A 20,844-nucleotide genomic window follows, 5' to 3' on the forward strand; every position below is an offset into this window, starting at 1 on the left:
ATTACTCATCCCCTAAAGTTTGCAAATGTTTCATGGAACCATAGAGTTTCACTAAGCGTTCATATTCTTCTTTATCATAAAATTCAAAGTTGCCTTGAGTATATTCTTTTGCCACTTCAATGCAAAATCTTACAGCTTGGGCAATATCGACTTCATGGCTAGCACCAGTACCGCATCCCGGTACAGCTGTTTTGGCAGTGATAGCGACGCCGACAACCGGTGCATCTGTTGCAACGGCAGGCTGAAGAATGCTATTTAAGTGGTAGACGCCATTGCCGTATGGCGTAATATCTTGCGTTGTGACAGCAAACGTGACTGGTAAATCACCCGTTGTCATTTCCATAATTCGCAGTAAATCATCATTGAATTTTAAAATATATCCTGATTTGACTGTTGGAGAAATCGCAATGCCACGGTGGTTTATCACTTTATTTCCTTTCGTTGTATCAATCGATAAAACGGCGTCCATTTCCGGGACTACTTCATATCGATTCATTGTTAATATATCAACAGGAGAATCCATAAAATCTACAGGTTCATGCGGCCGTGTAGGCGCATCCGGACAAATATGTGTCGTTACATAAACATCACCGGGCAGCCGATCCCCTTTTTCGGACATGATTGCAAGTTTTAAAGCTATTGTTACAGCCGCAGCTGCTCCATCACCGTCGGAAACAAATCCAATCCGATTTGGACGTGCGCCCAAACCGCCAAGTCTTCCGACAACACCCAATGTCGGAGCATGTCCGCCGCTCGATTTCCCATTTGTCCCTTTAATTAATATTTTGACAAAATCTGTTGACCCATTTTCGCCAGTTACTGTTGTGTAGCTTGCTTCCACATATTTTTTTCCTTCAAATAAGCGGACAACCGCTTCTCCATTAACTGAAGCATCATCTAGTAATTCCAAAACTTCCATTGTATATTTTAAAGACATCCCAATCTCTCCTTATACAATTTTTTTATTAATAACAGGTTCAATGGTTTTTAACAAATTGTGGTTATACATGGTTGAGCTTAATTTCAAATTCTCTTTTGGAACGGAAATGACGGCTACTTTCAGTCCCTCTTTCACCTCAGCACTGACAACCGGCATTCCTGTTTCGGCATTGAAAGTCATAATTAAATCAGGAAATGTCCCTTTTCTCTGGCCATTGACTTCGACTGTCATGTACTCATTCCAAAATGTTAATTCCAAGTCATCAACTTTTACAAACCCTACATCAAAACCGCCTTTTTCTTCAAGCTCGCAATAACTAACCGTTCCGGAATGAATAACACGCCCTTTTAAATGGGACGCAACGGCTTCAATTCTTTCCGGTCCCTCCGGTGCTGACAAAAAGACTTCGCCGAGTTCAATTGCTTGAGTAATGCCGCCTACTGCTGCATTTTCTTTTACATAATCAACAGTTACCGGATTTCGGCAAACGGCAACCATTCCGCCCGCTTCTACTGAAATACTTCTGACAATTTTACCGGCTGATTCCAGGGATGATTTTACGACACCTTCCACTTGTCTTTTCCCTTTTCCGCCGGCAAATGACTGGATCGAAACATAACCGTCAACTTCAGACAAATTCATGGAGCCCATCGCCCCTGTTGGATGGGCGCGTCCGTTGCTTGGCGCATCAATAACCGGCAGCCCGGTTGCCGCTGCCTGCAGCCAGCCATTTATCGTTGTTGCTGCCCCATTTTCATTTGTCATAAGCGCTTTAATAGGATGGTGAAACTCCTTTAGCATCCGGTTTACAGTCTCAACAAACTGGTCGGAACTAACAGAAGCTTCCTTAGAAGATGGAGCCCCTACTAATGAAACATTGACTACATAATCGCCGCCCTGTAATTCATCAATTGAAACTAATTCCGGCTGGCCAATGGAAAAAGTAGACTCGGCTTTTTGGAGACCGTCATGAATCCAGCCTCCGCCTCCCCCGCCGAGAATACAGCCGCCGTAAACGGCTTTTTTCGCATCTTCCATCGTTAATGTTTTTCTAGCCATTCTATCACCTCATTATTTCGCTTTAAACACGGATGAGAAGAAACTATATAATGCATCGCCGGCAATAAATCCAGCTGCGGTCGTATACATCTTATTTTCAGCTTCAGATCCTATAAATTTGATAACAAGAACGCGAATTATTAAACCGACAATAACAGCCCATCCTGCTAAAGGATTCATAATAAGCAACCCAGTAGCCAGCATAATGCCCAATTGTCTTTCCGTACCGCCAATCAGCTGAATGATCACCCCGGGAATGGCCCATAAGAGCAACATAAGACCAACATTCCCGCTTAATCCAGACTTAATGGTGGATGCATATACATGATCAACCGGCGGAACTAAGCCTTGTCCAAAAAAGTTCTTGGAAAATAGGGCAACCATCACAATCGCGATAATGAACCCGATAAATGCACTTTTCAATTGTATTTTCCGTCCATATAATTCTTGTTCAACGGAAACGCCAGTCCGAATGATGTTGCCGGATTTCAAATCATATCCAAAATCTGCAAAAGCAGGTCCTGTTGCTGCTGTAAAACCGGTCAGCAATGCTAATGCAACTGGCGGGAAGCCGAGTATCATGCCGATTAACAATGAAATAAGTGTTACCGCAAATGCCGGGAACCAACCGGAGTGCATAGCCGCAATCCCGACTATAATTTCATGCACTAATGCAGCAAAAGCAGCAAATATAATGAAAAGAATCAATTGACCAAATGGCATTTCAGTAATGAGCCCGCCCATGACGGCAATTAGAATAGCGATTCCTAAGTAAAGCAGGAATCCAAAACCAAAACCTTTTTTAATATCGTCAGCACCGCGGGTATATTCGTATCCGCTTGTGTCTGTAACTTTTCCACCTTGTTTTCTCGTTTTCGTAAAAGTAATGATAAACTGAATAAGAGCAACGAGACCTGCGCCGATCATCATGCCATGTGGGATATAATAGTCTCCTAAATTCAAGCCAAACAACGGTTGCGAGTATCCGTTAAGTAATAAACCAATACCGAACATGCTCAAAGCCCAAAAATTCCCGATGAATGCAACACCAAAGGCCGACATGGAAATGCCGAAGTGGGATCCAACTAATCCGCCAAGAATCCCCAATCCAAGATATTTTGCCTTTTTGCCGCCTTCATCACCGGCTTTTAAAGCTTCGGCCGTGGCAACACCTGGAGGCCATACTTCGTTTGCCCCGAAAAGTTTCGTATCGAAAACTTTATAAAGGATAAGGGCATCGGTTAAAAGCGCCAATCCGGCTCCGATTAACATTGGGATAATAAGGTCCGGCAAGCCCATTACAAATGGAAGTCCAATTGGTATTAATAAACTATTGGCAGCCCCAAAAGTGGCAGCTGAAATGGATGTCTGAACTAAATTTTGATTTTCCAACGACTTAAATTGTTCAAAGATTTTAATTGGAATTCTCGCAAATAACATGGCGATTAATGCGCCAATAATGGATGTATTTGGCGTAATACCGAGCGTTGTAATTAGTTGCATCCCGATAATGGCGCCAAAAATAGAAATAAGAACAGAAAAAATAAAAAAGGTTAAATTGAATGTCCTATTTTGCATCTTTATGACCCCTTTTTAATTAATTGATAACCAATCCCTTGCGCCTCCACTAAATCGATAACAGGTACAGAAATTTTTCCGTTTAAATAATCTTTAAGTCCAATAGTGGAAAAACCTGTACAAGCAAACAGGATACAATCGGCGCCAGAGTTGATGACATCCTTTACTACTTCTAATAATTCATCTTTTGCCGTGGAAGCGAATAAATCGGTTGTTTTTCTAAGAGAAGGATGATAGGAGTAGGAATGGAATTTCCTTCCCAATTCCTCTTTCATTCGTGCTGGAGGTGCGTCGGTAATGCCAATGATGCCAATACGGTTTCCTACCATACTTGCAGCATGCGCCCCACAACCCCCCGCGCCTAAAACCGGCAAATCAATTTCATTTCTTGCTTCATCCAAGCCTGGATCTGCAGCACAACTAATGGTAATGGCATCAATGTTCGGTTTTTCCGCCAATTCTTTAGCTAACTCAACGATTTTGGGTATGGCTTTTTTCTCCGATTCATCATCGTATATTCCATTAGGTTGCGATGGAATACAGCGTGTGACCGATTCTATGGAAAAATATTCTTTCAATTTCTTCCCGTGTTCATTTAAAATTTTTTCATCATCAGTTGTTAAAACACGAATAATCCCTAACAATTGAACCACCTCTATCGGATTTTTCACCATTATAAATTTTTCAACTATTTCTATAAATGCAAAAAGAGTGAAATCATTTTCTTTCTGAATTATCCATATTGTGCATTGTTGATCTTTACGCAAATGATCTATTTGATAAAAAAAGAGTCTCATCACCATATTCTGTGATGTTCACACAATTCCGGCAATAAGTTAGCGAGATTGATACTCAATCTAGAGTAGCTCCTTCGTCAGCTTGCAGACCACTAAGTGGGTAGAATGGAAGAGGTCAAGCGCTTTCCTTGACGGATTCCATTCTACCAACTACAATGCGGAAAGCTGATGAAGGGCATGGTTAAGCAACCTGATTTTTATAAGTTTTACCTGTACATTCCAAAAATACACGTAGCCGAAATCTTTCAAGGTTTCTGAAGCCAAAAGCACGTCTTTTGATGTTCTTACTCTTATGGTTTGTACCTTCAATCCGGCCATTCGTAAAAGGGGTAAGAAAATATTGTAAAATTTGTGCCTTCCAATTTTCTATCGTCTTGGCAACTTGATGAAATGAAGGAAATGGGCTGCTCCATGCGAGTTGAATCTATTCTTCTAAGAGTGAATCAGCTGTATCATAGTCATTCACTTGGTATATTTCTCTAAAGAGTTCTTTTAGAAAATAGGCATATGACAATTCTGAATGCTCTTTGAGCATCTCGTCTAATTGTTGTTTTTCATTAGCCGTTAACTTTTCAGAACCTTTCAAGAGTTTAAACCGTCCCTTTTTTAGTCCAGGAGTTTTCTTTCTAACTTGGTCAAGTGCATGTGTCACCTTTTGCACCACATGATATTTATCAATGACGATACAGGCCTCTGGGAATATAGATTTAACAGCTTTATGGAAGGGATCCCACATATCCATAACAACGGTATGAACGCATTTATCAGACCGAATCTTCTTGGCAAGTAAGATCTGAGTTGAACGATAACTCCGTTGATGTTCCATACCAAGCACACTCCCGGATTGGGTATCCATAAGAACTGTTTCATATCGGTGACCCTTTCGGACAGCGATCTCATCAAGGCTAAGGATTAATTCATTGTTTTCTAAAACACTTTCAAGAGTTTCTAAATGCTCCTTCTCTTTTTCTTTAGCAACGGAATAAAATATTCTTTCAACGGTTGTATAAGGTATTTTTTCCTTTCGACTCACTTCTTGGATAGTAGAGCCAATGCACATTTCGTACAGATATTCTCTGTACCGATTGGTCTGATGCTTATTAGGACGGATACATTCAAATGTTTGTGAAAATCCCTCATTACAGTTGTGACAACGGTATCTATACACTCTGACAAACAAGAAAAGGGGCTTACCTAATACGGACAAGTCACGAACCTTTCTTGTCCGCCAGTCATGGGCATGACTAGAAAAAAAACCGCAGTAAGAACAGCGTTCTTCTGTAGTATTTTTCTCAACATGTAACAAACTGCAATCTTCAAGAAACACTTGTTTAACAACTTCAAATTCTGGCAAATCTAGTGATACGGAAAACACTTTAGAACCTCCTGTTATGTTAAGTGACGCTAACATTATTGCCAGGAATTCGTGAGTGTTTTCCTTATTTTTTGGGTTAAATCACAAAATGTGGTGATGAATCTTTTTTTCTTAAAGTACAAATACTGTCCATGTCTTGATGATAATGTAATAGTGTTATCACTCAATATTACTAAATTGAGGATGAAAAAATGACTAATCAGAAACCATTCCGAAGTAAAAGTTTTTATTTAAAGGATTTTTATTCCATTATTTCTGTACCCTAATTTTATGCATTGTACCTTATTACATCTTTTTTGTGTTTAATTCCATATAGTAACATATATTTAGTTTCTAAAATTGAAATTTTTTGTCGGAATGGAGGATTTTCATGGACGAGCAACAATCAAAATCGCTTCGAATTTTGTCATTATATGAACGTCTTTGCCAAGGAGATACGATTTCGAAAAAGGAAGAAGCGGTTCGTTTTGGTGTGAATGAAAAAACAATTCAGCGTGATATTGATGAATTGCGTACATACATCGCCAATAATTTTGAAGCATCAATGGTATTAGAATATGATCGGAAGAAAAATGGCTACGTATTAAGACGAAATGAAAACATTTGGTTAACGAATGAAGAAATACTCGTTTTAGCAAAAGTATTACTGGAAAGCAGGGCATTTCAAAAAGCAGAAATGGATCAGTTATTGGATAAACTCATTTTGCAATCACAGCCTGAAAATCGACGATTTATCCAAGAAGTGATTCGCAACGAGCGCTTTCATTATGTCCCGGTGCAACATAATCAATCGCTGATAAACATGATTTGGGATTTAAGTTATGCGGTACGAACGAAGCGAGTGACAATTATCGATTATCAAAAGGAAGGAAATGATTCTCCTGTTAAAAGAAAGCTCAAGCCTGTTGGAATCGTTTTCTCTGAATATTATTTTTATTTAGTAGCGTTTCTCATAGACTACGATTTTAGTTTTCCGACAATTTATCGAATGGATCGAATTGTCGATTACTGTATTACTGATGAGCGTTTTAAAGTTGACTATAAAAATCGATTTGAAGAAGGAGAATTTCGAAAGCGAGTCCAGTTTATGTATGCAGGTGAACTAATGAAAATTACGTTCCGTTTTTGGGGACCTTCCTTACAAGCTATTTTAGATCGATTACCGACTGCAAAGATTATTGCAAAAGATGAACAATCCGTCACAATTGAAGCAGAAGTTTACGGCCGTGGCATTAAAATGTGGCTTTTAAGCCAAGCGCAATATTTAGAAGTGTTAAAACCTGAAGAATTTCGGAATGAAATGAGAGAAACGATAGAAAAAATGTTGAAGAACTATAAATAAGAATAAATATACACATCGTTATTTAAAAGTAATTTTGTCGAAATTTATCGTTTTTTTGTAGATTTTATCCTAAAAAATTATAGTAAAATATACCTGCAAATTTTTAATTATCAAAAGCCTGTTTATAAATCTAAAAAACATCTGTATTTTCTACTCAATTCTTTAACTATGATTATAATTATTCGCTAGGAGGGCAACACAGTGACAAAAGAAAAAATAAAAACTCTAGAAGTGCTAGATGAAAAAACGAAAAAAGTATACACGCGCGTGTTAATAGCCTTCATAAAAGAACAGGGAGAATTACATCCAAAGCAACTTTCTGATTTATATTTATTTATGTCCCAAATTGGACTGAGTTCTGAATCACGGCATGACCTTCGTGCTTTTCTGAGCAATGATTCAAACGTATCTTTTGTTGATGTACTTCATTGTTTGATGAGTGAGATGCAAACGTTAAATAGTGAAGAACAAGAAGCAATGAAATTTTCAATTATTAAAGATTTAGCACGTTTAATAAAAGCAGCAAATTATAACCCTCGTTTGGATAACAATCTAATAATTACAGCTGAAAAGTTTTATCCTGAAAAGGCTGAAGAAATTCTAGCACTTGTTATTAAATCTATAGATAACGACGAAAAATTTCTTAAAGATGAGATTTCCATAAGTGAATTTGAAAAGAGGACTAAAGATTTAGCTTCAAAAGCCGCAGCAGTAGGGGTTCCCATTGCAGCTGTATATTTTTCTGGAAGCGTTGTTGGATTAAGTGCAGCTGGCATTACTTCAGGCTTAGCGGCGCTTGGATTTGGTGGATTGTTAGGTCTCAGTTCAATGATTACTGGAATTGGGACAGTTGTCATTTTAGGAGTCATGGCTTACAAAGGAGTTCGTTGGATACTTGGCAAGAACGAACGTGAGTTACGGAACAAACGTGAAAAGCTAATCCAAGACATATTAAAAACACATCAAAAAGCAATAAATATACTTATAGAAGATATTAATGAACTTGCAAATAAATTGGAACAATACATGAGTCAATCCAATCGGAATGAAGAACTGCTTGAAAAATTGAAACGTGAGCTTGAGATATTTAAAGCTGCACTTAATTCTTTAGAAGAAAGGAAAGAGCAATTTGAAATTTAACAAATATGAGCGTATTGTAGCATACCAGAGACTTGAACTTCTTGATTTGAGACGGTTATTTTCCGAAGTTGAAGTCGATTTGCAAGATTATTTATCTCGTGAACAACGAATTAATATAGAAGCAAATATAATTCAAGATGAATTATCTAGTATAAGACAACGCCTAGAAGCATTAGGTGTCGATTTCAATAAATTCGAAACGTCTACATCACCTAGTGTGAAAAGTATACATATCCCTGTAAAAACGTACCGAAAAATTGAATCTACGGATTTTAATAATGATTTCAATCGTTTATTACAACTGGCTGATCAACGGTTGAGTGATGCCGGCATCGATTTAAAACGAGATCCTTTATTACAAATTATCAGCCAAAATGAATTAAAACAGAGTCAAGATGATTACTTAAAAAATTTCGGAAATATCGAATGGACAAAATCTGACTACCTTATTGTTTTGATTGCTGGGCTTGTTGCAACCCTTCTTGATATTTTTTTAGTGAAAATTCCAACTGATACTAACTTTTTAGGTAATATGCAAGAAGGTTCTCCAATCACAAAGTGGATTAAGGAGAAATCTTCAGAAATTCACAAATCATTTTTTGAGGATTTGGAAAAGAAAGCGAAAGTGGTCTTTGATGCTTCAACTGACGTTTCTCTTGATCAAGAAGTTGCCGGTTTAAATCCACATTTTCATCGACTTATGAGTTTTGGGCACGATCCCATTCTTGGTTTTATTTTTGGAGTTATTGATGTTATGAAAGGAACCGGGACATTTGTAGATAAGTATGGAAATCTTATTGTTGCTAAAAATAATGGATACTCACCGGAAAGTAATTTTTTCATCGCAATCATTAAAGTATTTCTTCATTTACTTTCTGATATTTTTACAAAGGCAGGGATTCAACCGCCGTTTTTCACACTTGTTCAGCTTATTAAAGCTAAATCTCCATTTGTACTTGGTCCTTCTGGTGAAAAGGTTAGTTGGACCGATGTTGCTCGCTATATGTACAAGCATGGATATGATTTTCGTCATTTTTTAACTACGGGCATTGTACCAGCATCAGTTGATATTATTATCCGTTTATACTGGTACGCTTCAAAAATGTTTTCTGATGATCCAGAAACCCACTTTCCAAAAGCAAAGCTAGCATCTTTGTTAATGCTGGGTCACTCTATTGCTTTATCTGGAAATTTTATAAAAACAGGGTTGATTTACCATATGAATCCCCTTGCACTTAATTGGTCACAAATTCTTCGCATGGTTCCAATCGTTATTTCTTATATAAAAGAAAAAATTGAGAGAGATAAGAAGATACGTAAATCTATAGATAAGGAATGGATATTATTGTATAAGGGGATCTAGGCTATGGTTATTCAATGACAAGGAAATGTTTTAAAAATAAAAAACGAAAAAGCAATTGTAAGAAATATCCAAATAGCGAAATCGTGATAGAAAATGTCAATAATATCACCAAAAACATCTAAAGTTACATTCTCATTAGCCCCCTAATGAATTTGGACACTCGATAAGGTGTTTTTTATAATCGAAGTGACCAATGAAGGGGACTTTTGATGTACATGAAACGAAGAAAACATTCGAAGGAATTTAAGCTACAAGTAGTGAAAGAAGCATTAGAAGTTGGAAATAAAGCATTGGTAGCTAGAAGATACGAGCTTAGCCCGAATCTCGTGCAAAGATGGGTGAAGGCATACGAAGAAGGACAGCTAGGACAAGAAACAGTTACCCATTCCTCTTCAGCTGAAATCAAAAGGCTGGAGGAAGAAAATGAACAGCTCAAGAAGCTATTAGGGGAAAAAGATTTAGAAATCGCGATTTTGCGTGATTTGATAAAAAAGAAGAACCCTCACTTACTGAAAAATTGGAAGTTGCCGAGCAGTGGAGCGAGAAAGGATATCCGATTACAAAAGTATTGGAGATTCTAGAAATGAATCGCTCAACCTACTATTTTTACGGAAATGAAAGAGTTTTATAAAAATATTTTTAATCGAGTAGGAGGGAGCGATTAACTCCCGTCCTCTCACACCACCGTACGTACGGTTCCGTATACGGCGGTTCAATTAAGATAATTGACGCAAGTCTTTATAACTTCCGTGAATAGCTGTTCTCTTTATGCCAGTGGTCACTCCACCCTCCAAGAGATCTCCCACGGGATTCACCGCTTCCTCCCTCAAGTGAGGTACTACGTTTTCTGTGTTCATCATGACTCACTGAATGCCAAGGGCTATTCTCTCTTAATTGTTCGGTCCTTCTTAGTTGTTCTAGACCAACTAATACTATGACCTCTGCTGACTTCTGACGGTTCAGCTATCTATCACTAGATAGGTTACCAAGGTTACTTGGCGTGCCAGCCAGACCTCCCCGGGTAAGAGTGTAATCTTTCCTTCCATCCATCTGCTTCATTTACTCTGTATCACCTTCGGCAGAAAGGGCTTTGTTTTGTCTTGCAAACTCACCCAGTGATACCTAGCCTCATATGAAGTTCGTGTTCCGAGAGACCCAAAGTTTGCCGCTCGCTTCCTTCAGATTCCGCGTCACCACGGACACCCTTGCGTTAAGCTAACTGCTACTTCTGCCTTCGCAGCTCGGGACTTTCACCCTATAGATTACACCCATGCCGGGCGCACAAGTAGAACCACATAATGCATAATGAAGGAATATTTTCATCTAATTTCAAGATATATCGTTAATTTCTTTGTTTCATTACTAAATATATCCTCTCCCTCTATAAATGTTGATATATCAACGGTAGTAGCCGTTTCAGGGGTGTCAAAAAAATATTTTTCGACAAAGTTTCTAACATTATTTCTTAAATATGTGTATATCTTACATTGACTGGGTACGCTTCGCGGCCACTACTGGTTAAATTTGGTTGTAGTGGGGGGAAGCGTATGGGATGCACCGTAGATCTCTGCATCGCTGATGATGACGAACCCTCCCATGTCTCTTGGCATCCTTGTGCCTACATTCCTTCGTTCGGTCTAGTCATCAGGCAGAGGCCGGCTAAGCTCCTTTAGGGACTCAAGGTCGAATGGATGATATCGCGCCAGCTTCTCCGTGTCATCCTTGTTGTCTAGAGAATCGAGACTATAGGCATCAAGCAGCCGTTTCGAGGCCAAAGATGTCCTGCATCATTCGCTTCGCATCGAACGCTTGGTGCTTCGTACATACAGCGTGCAATACCTTCAATAATTTTCCGCATAACACCACAATCGATTGCTTCTTCCGCAACGGATTATCAGGACGTGTCGTGTAATAGTCGTGCAGCTGCCGAAACGCTTCGTTGTGGCGGATCATCGGCATCATCACGCGGAAGAGGAGGGCGCGCAACCGCCTTCTTCCACGCTTGGAGATCCGTTTTTGCCCTTTGTGTTGGCCGGAGGAATGTTCCCGCAGCGTCAGGCCCGCTAATTTGATAAGCTGCCGCGGATCCTGATAATGGGAGAAACTCCCGATCTCTGATAACAATTCTACGATGGTCGCATCGCCTAAGCCCGGAACGGTCTTCAACCATTCGTACTCGACCGATGTCTGTACGAGTTCAATCAGCTGTTCTGTCAATGCCTCGATCTCTTTTTCCAGCTGGCGATATCGGCGGACAAGCGTGGCGATTTCGATACGGGCCATCTGTTGTCCTTCCGTTACGCCAATGGAGTGTTGGGCCAATTCCATCAACTTCTTCGCTTTCGGCTTTTGTGGCGATTGTAATCCCTCACTTTGCCGGTAAAGGGCCAGCACCTCTTCTAGTTCTTTTCCTGCCAGATCACTCGGAAATGGCGTATATTCCAGCACCGCGAGCGCCATTTTCCCAAATGACGGGAAGACTTGGGAAAACTCCGGAAAATATCGATCAAGCCAGCGAATCATTTGATTTCGAATCGCTCCCTGTTCTTCCACCAATTTGGAGCGAAATGTCGCTCCCACGCGCAGTTCGGCCTCCATCCCTTTCAGAATGCGCGGATAGCTGAATCGGCCGTCTTTCACTAACCGGGCAATGACGAGCGCGTCTTTCGCATCATGCTTGGTTGGAAGATTGTCGTCCAGCTCTTTGGAGCGCTTCACGTGCATCGGGTTTGTCATGACGAGAGGAATGCCCTTCTCGTCAAGAAAGTAAGCGAGATTGAGCCAATAATGTCCCGTTGGCTCGATGCCAACGATCACTTCCGTTTTTTCAAATTCCTCCATCGCTTTCACGATGCACTGGTACAACCATTCCAACCCTTCTCTGGATTGCGGAACGGGAAACGATTTTTTCAGCACCCTCCCTCGCTCATCCACAAAGCAGGCGTAATGCTTCTTTTTCGCGATATCCATGCCAACGACGAGCGTTTGATCGGTGACTTGATTAATCTTCTTGTTTGAGATAGAATTCATGTATAGTCCTCCTTGGTATCCAAATTAGGGGTCAATTCGTGCGATTGACACCCCCGAATCATACCAAGAGGGCTTTTTTTATTCAAGTCCCCGAAAAAACTTCTAACAGGAATGCTCCTATCTTTTGATAGGGGAGCTTTGTTTTGCGTGCTTATGGTTTTAATTTCCAAGGACTTTTTATTGTTTTTCGTATCATTGAGGTATTTCCTTTAAAAATCAAACAACTATTTTTTAACACTGATATCTATCCCGCTCCTATTATTTTTACCAAAGGGAGCGGGATTTTTTGTTCTATCACTATTGTTATATTTTTGATAGGAAAGAAAAGGAGAGGGAGAAGTTTAAATCCATTCTTTGCAGAAAAGCCATCAAATCAAAAATCACTTCCTGCAGCAAGAACTACCCCTAACCCCAAAAAAGTAAAAAACGCGTAAGGTTCGCTCCGATAAAACTCACGAATAGAGAACAGAACGCGTACTGTTGCGTAAAGATAAACAAATATAACTGTTGTAATGCCGGCAATTGTTCCAACTGATATAACTCCTGCAACAAAATTTTGTCCGACTGCATGAAACGTAAATTTGTAAATACCTTGATATTTCAAAAATTTTTAATTAAAATTTAATTGTAAATATTGTATATTATGTATATGGTGTATATGTAATACATATACAGTTAAAAGAGGTTTTTCTATGAAAATAATACTTAAAAACAGTTCCGAACAACCTTTATACCAACAAATAAAAGATCAAATTAAGGGTGCCATTCTCCGTCAAGAATTAAAAGAAGGAGAAAAACTACCTTCCATTCGTTCACTAGCAAATGATTTGCATGTTAGTGTTCTTACAACGAAAAGAGTATATGAAGAGTTAGAGAAAGAAGGCTTTATTATAACTATTGTAGGAAAGGGGTCATTTGTAGCGTCTGAAAACATGGAAATGTTATTGGAATCTAAAAGGCATCTGGTGGAAAAAAAGCTCTCAGAAGTGTGGCAAATGGCTAGAACTCTTGGAATAAATAAAGAAGAACTTTACTCAATGATGGATATCATTTTTGAAGAGGATGATGAATGATGAAAGCCGTTTTAGAGGTAAATAACTTAAAAAAAGAGTTAGGTAGTTTCAGCTTAGAACAATTAACTTTTTCACTAAAGGAAGGCTGCATAACAGGATTCATCGGTGTAAATGGTTCTGGGAAAACAACAACAATTAAAACCATTCTTGGACTTTATCCCAAAGATGACGGTAGCATTAAATTTTTTGGTAAAGATATGGAAAAAAATGAATGCGAAATAAAAAATCGCATTGGTGTAGTTTTAGACGAAGGCTATTTTTATGAAGAGATGACATTGAAAGAAATGAAGAGTATTATTGCCCCAGCATATACGAATTGGGATGAATCTGTTTTCTTAAACTACATAAATCGTTTCAATTTAAAATTAAACCAGAAAATTGCCACTTTATCGAAAGGTATGCGTATGAAATTTGCTATTACTTTAGCTCTATCTCACCATGCGGATTTATTAATAATGGATGAACCAACAAGTGGGCTTGATCCATTAATTCGTAATGAGTTAATGGAAATACTTTTAGATTTCATGGAGGAAGAGGGGAAAAGTGTTTTCTTTTCTACTCATATTACGTCTGATTTAGAGAAAGTAGCTGATATGCTTATTTTAATCGACAATGGCAAAATCGTATTCAATGAAAGTAAAGACGAACTATTAGAAAGACACGCTTTGATAAAAGGGGATAATCGTTTAATAAATGAACACTCGACTAAATTATTTTTAAGATTACGTCAAACACCATTTGGATTCGAAGGAATTACCAATAAAGTAGATCAAGTATGTGAGCAAATGAAAGATATTATTATAGAAAGACCCTCCATTGAAGATGTAATGTTGGCTTATGTAAAGGAGAGATAAAATTGTTGCTTCATCTCGTTAAAAAAGATTTAATTTTAGCAAAAAAGTATCTATTGGTTATGCTTATTTTTGCAATTGTAGCACCTATATTTAACAATTCAAAATTAGGATTAAGTAACGGCAGCTTTATAAGTTTTCTTACTACTGTTTTATTTGTGGAATATATTTTGTTTAATATGATTTCGTTTCAAGAGGATAAATATAAAGGGGCAGCCCTTCTTTGTACAACTCCATATACTCGAAATGGTGTTATTAAAGCAAAATACGTATTTATTCTCGTCATTTTTATTGCGTGCTTTCTTTTATATAATCTTGCTGCAGCAATTGGTGCATCATATGGGTTAACACGGTTAAGTATTTATAGTGTAGGAGTAGCTCTTCTTATTATTTCTATTTTTTTCGGTTTATTAATTCCTGTTCAAACTAAATTTGGGTATGAAAAAACAAAATATATCTTTTTTATTACGGTCTTTTTAACTCCATTTATACTGCCAACTATTATTGAATGGTATCAATCTATTGATATTAATATCAATTTTAACTTACCAATACCTCAATCTATAAAGGATTGGATACCTTTTGCTATAGCTGTTTTAATGGGATTAATTTCAATGATTATATCAATCCGAATCTATTCAAGGAAAAACTTATAATCATTTTTTGAGGTGAATATGAATGAAAATAATCATATTTTTATTTCGTCTCATCACCATATTCTGTGATGTTCACACAATTCCGGCAATAAGTTAGCGAGATTGATACTCAATCTAGAGTAGCTCCTTCGTCAGCTTGCAGACCACTAAGTGGGTAGAATGGAAGAGGTCAAGCGCTTTCCTTGACGGATTCCATTCTACCAACTACAATGCGGAAAGCTGATGAAGGGCATGGTTAAGCAACCTGATTTTTATAAGTTTTACCTGTACATTCCAAAAATACACGTAGCCGAAATCTTTCAAGGTTTCTGAAGCCAAAAGCACGTCTTTTGATGTTCTTACTCTTATGGTTTGTACCTTCAATCCGGCCATTCGTAAAAGGGATAAGAAAATATTGTAAAATTTGTGCCTTCCAATTTTCTATCGTCTTGGCTACTTGATGAAATGAAGGAAATGGGCTGCTCCATGCGAGTTGAATCTATTCTTCTAACTCAAGTTTGACAGAGTACACTAAAGAAAAGCCCGAAAATACTGGTGTTTTGGACTTTACCCACAACACGTACCACTACACTTGTTAGTGGCACGTGTTTTTTTCTAATACTCTAGGAGGCGCTTGTGTGACAAGTGCTTCAAATGCTAGATTTGCTTGACCTTGTAATTCTGTACGAACGATTTGCTCTTCACCATTCACGCGTATTTTCGAGGCCTTCACCTGGCTTACATCATGCAAAATATCCTTTACACTTGTTTGGCATCCTATTTCTTTTAGCTTATAGGCCAAAAAGGATTCCATGACAAGCGCAAGGAAACAAACCATGATATGGCCTCGAATACGAGATTCCACTCGATGGTACATCGGGCGAAGTTCTAGATTCGACTTCAGGTTACGAAAGGCTTGTTCCACTCTCCACAACTCTTTATAGGCAAGTGCTGCCTCTTCATCCGTTAATGACGAGTTGGTCCGAATGGCGTACTTTCCGTCAAACTTTTCGTCATTGGATACCTTCTCTTCATCAATTTTGGCCGATGCTTTTTCTATCGTTAAAAACTTGGAATACGCACGGTTTTTGACGAGTCCAGATGGACCGAGTTCATCAAGCTTCGATTGAAGGTTTTCTAACACGACTTGACGACTCGCTCGATCACGTTCTTCAGCGTCCGGATTGTAACAGAGTACATACGTTTCGCCATCGATTTTCTTTGACTTCACTTTTAGATTCGGGAGAACCTTCTTATATGGCCCACGGATGGATAATAGCTCTTGGGCTTTCTTCGACTTTCGTAATTTGACACCCACAATATATTCCATGCCCAGTTCACGAATTTGATCTAAGTTGGCTTCACTAACCATTCCGCGGTCTCCCACTAGAATGACTTTCTGAATAGGATAGCGCTTCTTCAGGTCTCCAACCACCATGCCAAATGTCTTCGTATCATGCATGTTTCCAGGGAAGACTTGATGCCCAATCGGAATCCCTGTTTTGGTCATTAATAAGCCAATCACGACTTGTTTTCGATCTCCACGATGATCTTTGGAGTAACCATAGTGAGCCAGCAGTTCGTCTGCTTCCTCTCCTTCGAAATAGGTGCTTGTCGTGTCGTAAAACACGATATCTACTTCTAATGAGGTTAAATCGGTTAAATGTCCATAAAGTTGTTCCTCAATTTTTTCTTTTTGTTCACTTAAGAAGTCTAATGCACGATAGTAGTGATGGAGTTGAATGTCTGAAAGACCTTCTGCATAAATCGTGTCGATCCATTGTTTGAAGATATAATGCTTACTATTGGGATCCATGAGACGGTTTAACACCATGGCAAAAATGGCTTCGTCATACTGAGAAGCAGCCTCGGAATCATCCATGATTTTACGTAATAGCCGACCAAGCCCTAACTTTTCCCATACCTTTCGGAACAGATAAACCGGCCCAAACTCTTTTGTCCAAAGCACGGAGACAGAAGAGGAAGACCCTTGCCCGTGAATTCGGTCAAAGTAACGCTCTGAAAATTTGGCTAATCCCTCGATTATGTTATCGACAGAGCCATTCTCTAATAAATGTTCTAACCTCCCTAGATTACAAAGCGTTTGTTGCCGAACTTTATTGTCTACACGAAATGTACGACATATTTGTAGATATTGACGAACTGAACCATTTTTATTTTTTTGCTTATTAATTCGAATATACATAGCACTAATAGTATAACATATATTACATATTATTGGATATACAAAAGTTATCCACATAACACTACATAATGATTATATTTTCGATAAAAAAAGTGGATAACTATTGGTATAATCACCTTTAGTTATCCACATGTAGTGAAATGGTGTCAAACTTGAGTCTAAGAGTGAATCAGCTGTATCATAGTCATTCACTTGGTATATTTTTCTAAAGAGTTCTTTTAGAAAATAGGCATATGACAATTCTGAATGCTCTTTGAGCATCTCGTCTAATTGTTGTTTTTCATTAGCCGTTAACTTTTCAGAACCTTTCAAGAGTTTAAACCGTCCCTTTTTTAGTCCAGGAGTTTTCTTTCTAACTTGGTCAAGTGCATGTGTCACCTTTTGCACCACATGATATTTATCAATGACGATACAGGCCTCTGGGAATATAGATTTAACAGCTTTATGGAAGGGATCCCACATATCCATAACAACGGTATGAACACATTTATTAGACAGAATCTTCTTGGCAAGTAAGATCTGAGTTGAATGATAACTCCGTTGATGTTCCATACCAAGCACACTCCCGGTTTGGGTATCCATAAGAACTGTTTCATATCGGTGACCCTTTCGGACAGCGATCTCATCAAGGCTAAGGATTAATGCATCGTTTTCTAAAACACTTTCAAGAGTTTCTAAATGCTCCTTCTCTTTTTCTTTAGCAACGGAATAAAATATTCTTTCAACGGTTGTATAAGGTATTTTTTCCTTTCGACTCACTTCTTGGATAGTAGAGCCAATGCACATTTCGTACAGATATTCTCTGTACCGATTGGTCTGATGCTTATTAGGACGGATACATTCAAATGTTTGTGAAAATCCCTCATTACAGTTGTGACAACGGTATCTATACACTCTGACAAACAAGAAAAGGGGCTTACCTAATACGGACAAGTCACGAACCTTTCTTGTCCGCCAGTCATGGGCATGACTAGAAAAAAAACCGCAGTAAGAACAGCGTTCTTCTGTAGTATTTTTCTCAACATGTAACAAACTGCAATCTTCAAGAAACACTTGTTTAACAACTTCAAATTCTGGCAAATCTAGTGATACGGAAAACACTTTAGAACCTCCTGTTATGTTAAGTGACGCTAACATTATTGCCAGGAATTCGTGAGTGTTTTCCTTATTTTTTGGGTTAAATCACAAAATGTGGTGATGAATCAAAAAAGAGAGACGAACCATTTATTTCGCCTCTCTTAAGCTATTTTCATGATTTTTAAGCAAAATATTAAAATAAAACGATTTTCCGAATTGTTTAAATCTATATTTAGTAATTGTTCAATTTTTTTCAATCGATAGGTCATCGTTCGCCGATGAATAAACAGAATTTCTGCTGCCTTTGAAACATTGCCATTTTCTTGTAAATAAACTTCCAATGTTTTTAATAAATCATTCTTTTTATCTTCCAGCAATGGCGCCAAAAAGTTCAGTGCGTATTGTTTCGCAAACGGGTCATCAATTAAATTTAGTAAAAACTGATAAATTCCCATTTCATTATATGTGTAAACATATTCTCCCTTTTTTACATTCGAACCGACTTCGATGATTTTTGTAACAGATTGCACGACCGTATCGAGGTTGGCTCCTTTTCCAAAATAAGGACTAATCGAGACATATAATCCCCTTAAAGGATCCAATTTATTGTACGCCTCTATTTGGTTTTTCCACCGTTGGACCATTTCACTATAATTCTCTTCAATACCTGTTAGGAGCGCATAAAATTTTCTGTTTTTCATAAAGATAAACACTTGACTTTTATGAATTTGCAATTGCTCAATGAAATCCATTAACTTATTTCGAATTAAACCTTCATAGTCAATCAAAGACGGATTGGAATACGGGATGTTTAAACTGTCCGAATAAAAGTGAATAATGACATTATTCTTTTCGTTTGCCTGATCCAAATGGTCAAAACCCTTCAGAAACCCATTCATTTGTTCATAATCGTTTAGACGTTTTCTCTGATTATACAACTGTTCTTTCAATAATACATCTTTTAGCTTGTTCCCCACTTCTTCTAAATGATTTTGAAAGACAGGATCCGTGATTAAAGAATTGATACAGTGAATGTGGACAACGGCAAATACGCGGTTTTTATAAGTAAGCGGGATAATCATTTGCTTTCGATATCCTTCTATACTAAATAAAATATTTTTCGTGTGTGAAAATTTAGTTGTCCACTCCTCCAACATTTCATCATACCGCTGATAGGTTGGCAGTGAAAAAAGTGCCGTTGACTTTCTCCATCCATCGGATGTAAAGTTTTTTGCAGCATATAGAAGTCTTCCTTCGTTATCTTCTATATAAACGGATCCATTTAACATCTTTGATAGCACATCAAGCGCTTCTTGAACCGAATCGATTTCCATTGCTCCAAATTTTGACAAAGGATTTTCCGAACGACCCTGTCCAAAATACTTCTCTTTATATAAACATTCATAAAGTGGTGTTAACACGTTTATATAGGAAATGTTTTTAGGCAAAGAGATGATGGGAAAGTCATGTTGATTGGTAATGGCAATCATTTCTTCCGGAAGCGTATCAATAAATCTTCCGACTTTTATAACTAAACCAGCCGCCCCAATCGATATCAAATCCTTTACAACTTGAATTTGTTTATCCGGATCGTCTTTTATTGAATAAAAGGTTGTTAATACTAACATACCGGGAGTTGCCCAATTCAATACTTCCGGTACTTCCATGACTTCAACGGTTTCTATTTTCCGGAAAATCCCCTTTTCACCAGCAACGATCTTTCCTGAAGCTAATTCGCCAATTTTTAATGCATCTTTTACTTTCATCCCTTCATCGCCTCGAAAAAAATTTGAAAAGGAAATATTTTTTGAACATTATATCACCAATTGAAAAAGATAGTAATACAAAATTGTTGAGAGTAATGGAAATAGTTCGTATTTTCGTAAAAATTTTTCAGTTAATGAGGTTGATTGTTCGTTTTATAGATTTGGAAATATAGGGCATATCTATAGGTCAACCCGTTATTCTCCTAAAAAAAACCAATTACTCTATTCAAGTTTCTAAAGATTGACATTAACCGAAATTGAATGGTTTACGACAAAAAACCGAAAGAACGAAACCTGAAAGAGACAAACAAATGCCCGGACGTATATGCAAAACAGCCGCAACGGTTTGGGAATATTATCAACAAAAGAACATAATAGGTGAAAACATCTAAAAAATGCGGCGATGTCGTTTCAAGATGAAGTCCAAGAATTTGTGTAAAAAGAAGCGGACACAAAGCGGTTCTATTTCCGGAGATATAAGTTTGTTGAACTAGGAGTCGGCTTTTACACAAACATTAGGATTTAACCTCATTTCAATATGCGCCTGATAGCCGACAATCCTTAATCAAACGTTTAATTAAGAAAAAGCGGGCGAAAAAACTGCTTCCTGTT

Annotated in this window: 16 protein-coding genes and 2 pseudogenes; 8 read left to right on the top strand and 10 right to left on the bottom strand. The window is 38.0% G+C overall.

The window, feature by feature from the left end; translation table 11 throughout:
• Position 1: 1 nt before the first annotated feature.
• The 5 genes and pseudogenes from NST97_RS11495 to NST97_RS11515 form a co-directional block, all read right to left on the bottom strand.
• The gene (locus NST97_RS11495) at positions 2 to 937 is read right to left on the bottom strand and encodes a DUF1177 domain-containing protein (protein ID WP_339194183.1); all 936 of its coding nucleotides are present in this window, start codon (positions 935 to 937) and stop codon (positions 2 to 4) included.
• Positions 938 to 949: 12 nt separating this feature from the next.
• Positions 950 to 1,999, bottom strand: coding sequence for a DUF917 domain-containing protein (locus NST97_RS11500; RefSeq protein WP_341343256.1), 1,050 nt, complete (start codon positions 1,997 to 1,999; stop codon positions 950 to 952).
• 12 nt (positions 2,000 to 2,011) lie between these two features.
• Positions 2,012 to 3,577, bottom strand: coding sequence for an OPT/YSL family transporter (locus NST97_RS11505; RefSeq protein ID WP_339194185.1), 1,566 nt, complete (start codon positions 3,575 to 3,577; stop codon positions 2,012 to 2,014).
• 2 nt (positions 3,578 to 3,579) lie between these two features.
• The gene (locus tag NST97_RS11510) at positions 3,580 to 4,221 is read right to left on the bottom strand and encodes an aspartate/glutamate racemase family protein (RefSeq protein WP_339194187.1); all 642 of its coding nucleotides are present in this window, start codon (positions 4,219 to 4,221) and stop codon (positions 3,580 to 3,582) included.
• 334 nt (positions 4,222 to 4,555) lie between these two features.
• Positions 4,556 to 5,749: pseudogene (locus tag NST97_RS11515) on the bottom strand (ISL3 family transposase).
• 370 nt (positions 5,750 to 6,119) lie between these two features.
• On the opposite strand from NST97_RS11515, the gene NST97_RS11520 reads away from it, so the two are divergent.
• The 4 genes from NST97_RS11520 to NST97_RS11535 all read left to right on the top strand — a co-directional run bounded on the left by NST97_RS11520 (position 6,120) and on the right by NST97_RS11535 (position 10,175).
• The gene (locus tag NST97_RS11520) at positions 6,120 to 7,091 is read left to right on the top strand and encodes a helix-turn-helix transcriptional regulator (protein WP_340732789.1); all 972 of its coding nucleotides are present in this window, start codon (positions 6,120 to 6,122) and stop codon (positions 7,089 to 7,091) included.
• Positions 7,092 to 7,292: 201 nt separating this feature from the next.
• Complete coding sequence (locus tag NST97_RS11525; RefSeq protein ID WP_339197883.1) at positions 7,293 to 8,231, top strand: hypothetical protein; 939 nt, start codon at positions 7,293 to 7,295, stop codon at positions 8,229 to 8,231.
• Positions 8,221 to 9,594 (top strand): hypothetical protein, encoded by a 1,374-nt coding sequence (locus NST97_RS11530; protein ID WP_094245847.1) that lies wholly within the window; start codon positions 8,221 to 8,223, stop codon positions 9,592 to 9,594. Before NST97_RS11525 ends, NST97_RS11530 begins: the two co-directional genes overlap by 11 nt.
• Before the next feature lie 215 nt (positions 9,595 to 9,809).
• Positions 9,810 to 10,175, top strand: coding sequence for a transposase (locus tag NST97_RS11535; protein ID WP_341343257.1), 366 nt, complete (start codon positions 9,810 to 9,812; stop codon positions 10,173 to 10,175).
• A gap of 1,171 nt (positions 10,176 to 11,346) precedes the next feature.
• Here NST97_RS11535 and NST97_RS11540 read toward each other — a convergent pair.
• Positions 11,347 to 12,624, bottom strand: a complete 1,278-nt coding sequence (locus NST97_RS11540; protein WP_340786644.1) for an IS110 family transposase — start codon at positions 12,622 to 12,624, stop codon at positions 11,347 to 11,349.
• Positions 12,625 to 12,767: 143 nt separating this feature from the next.
• Between NST97_RS11540 and NST97_RS11545 the strand changes: the two genes are divergently transcribed.
• From NST97_RS11545 to NST97_RS11565, 4 genes are all read left to right on the top strand, one after another.
• Positions 12,768 to 13,058: a hypothetical protein gene (locus tag NST97_RS11545; RefSeq protein ID WP_339200065.1), complete on the top strand. Its 291-nt coding sequence runs from the start codon at positions 12,768 to 12,770 to the stop codon at positions 13,056 to 13,058.
• A gap of 258 nt (positions 13,059 to 13,316) precedes the next feature.
• Positions 13,317 to 13,697, top strand: a complete 381-nt coding sequence (locus tag NST97_RS11555; protein ID WP_066251550.1) for a GntR family transcriptional regulator — start codon at positions 13,317 to 13,319, stop codon at positions 13,695 to 13,697.
• Positions 13,697 to 14,551 (top strand): ABC transporter ATP-binding protein, encoded by an 855-nt coding sequence (locus NST97_RS11560; RefSeq protein WP_066251558.1) that lies wholly within the window; start codon positions 13,697 to 13,699, stop codon positions 14,549 to 14,551. The genes NST97_RS11555 and NST97_RS11560 overlap by 1 nt, the downstream gene beginning before the upstream one ends.
• 2 nt (positions 14,552 to 14,553) lie before the next feature.
• A complete protein-coding gene (locus NST97_RS11565) occupies positions 14,554 to 15,204 on the top strand; it encodes an ABC-2 transporter permease (protein WP_339192839.1) in 651 nt (216 codons plus the stop codon).
• Positions 15,205 to 15,439: 235 nt separating this feature from the next.
• On the opposite strand, the pseudogene NST97_RS11570 reads toward NST97_RS11565, so the two are convergent.
• From NST97_RS11570 to NST97_RS11585, 4 genes and pseudogenes are all read right to left on the bottom strand, one after another.
• A pseudogene (locus NST97_RS11570) lies at positions 15,440 to 15,682 on the bottom strand (transposase); the annotation flags it as partial.
• A gap of 96 nt (positions 15,683 to 15,778) precedes the next feature.
• Positions 15,779 to 17,389 (bottom strand): IS1634 family transposase, encoded by a 1,611-nt coding sequence (locus tag NST97_RS11575; protein ID WP_340732214.1) that lies wholly within the window; start codon positions 17,387 to 17,389, stop codon positions 15,779 to 15,781.
• Between the two features lie 72 nt (positions 17,390 to 17,461).
• On the bottom strand, positions 17,462 to 18,490 hold the full coding sequence (locus tag NST97_RS11580) for an ISL3 family transposase (protein ID WP_341343258.1): 1,029 nt from the start codon (positions 18,488 to 18,490) through the stop codon (positions 17,462 to 17,464).
• Between the two features lie 137 nt (positions 18,491 to 18,627).
• Positions 18,628 to 20,232, bottom strand: coding sequence for a PucR family transcriptional regulator (locus NST97_RS11585; RefSeq protein WP_341343259.1), 1,605 nt, complete (start codon positions 20,230 to 20,232; stop codon positions 18,628 to 18,630).
• Positions 20,233 to 20,844: the final 612 nt, after the last annotated feature.

Source organism: Aeribacillus sp. FSL K6-1305, from assembly GCF_038050115.1.
GTDB lineage: Bacteria > Bacillota > Bacilli > Bacillales > Aeribacillaceae > Aeribacillus > Aeribacillus composti.

What these genes read in the sequence shown, in the direction of transcription:
- NST97_RS11495 (WP_339194183.1), bottom strand. Translation starts at nt 937, where the DNA reads ATGTCTTTAAAATATACAATGGAAGTTTTGGAATTACTAGATGATGCT.
- NST97_RS11500 (WP_341343256.1), bottom strand. Translation starts at nt 1,999, where the DNA reads ATGGCTAGAAAAACATTAACGATGGAAGATGCGAAAAAAGCCGTTTAC.
- NST97_RS11505 (WP_339194185.1), bottom strand. Translation starts at nt 3,577, where the DNA reads ATGCAAAATAGGACATTCAATTTAACCTTTTTTATTTTTTCTGTTCTT.
- NST97_RS11520 (WP_340732789.1), top strand. Translation starts at nt 6,120, where the DNA reads ATGGACGAGCAACAATCAAAATCGCTTCGAATTTTGTCATTATATGAA.
- NST97_RS11535 (WP_341343257.1), top strand. Translation starts at nt 9,810, where the DNA reads ATGAAACGAAGAAAACATTCGAAGGAATTTAAGCTACAAGTAGTGAAA.
- NST97_RS11540 (WP_340786644.1), bottom strand. Translation starts at nt 12,624, where the DNA reads ATGAATTCTATCTCAAACAAGAAGATTAATCAAGTCACCGATCAAACG.
- NST97_RS11555 (WP_066251550.1), top strand. Translation starts at nt 13,317, where the DNA reads ATGAAAATAATACTTAAAAACAGTTCCGAACAACCTTTATACCAACAA.
- NST97_RS11560 (WP_066251558.1), top strand. Translation starts at nt 13,697, where the DNA reads ATGAAAGCCGTTTTAGAGGTAAATAACTTAAAAAAAGAGTTAGGTAGT.
- NST97_RS11575 (WP_340732214.1), bottom strand. Translation starts at nt 17,389, where the DNA reads ATGTATATTCGAATTAATAAGCAAAAAAATAAAAATGGTTCAGTTCGT.
- NST97_RS11585 (WP_341343259.1), bottom strand. Translation starts at nt 20,232, where the DNA reads ATGAAAGTAAAAGATGCATTAAAAATTGGCGAATTAGCTTCAGGAAAG.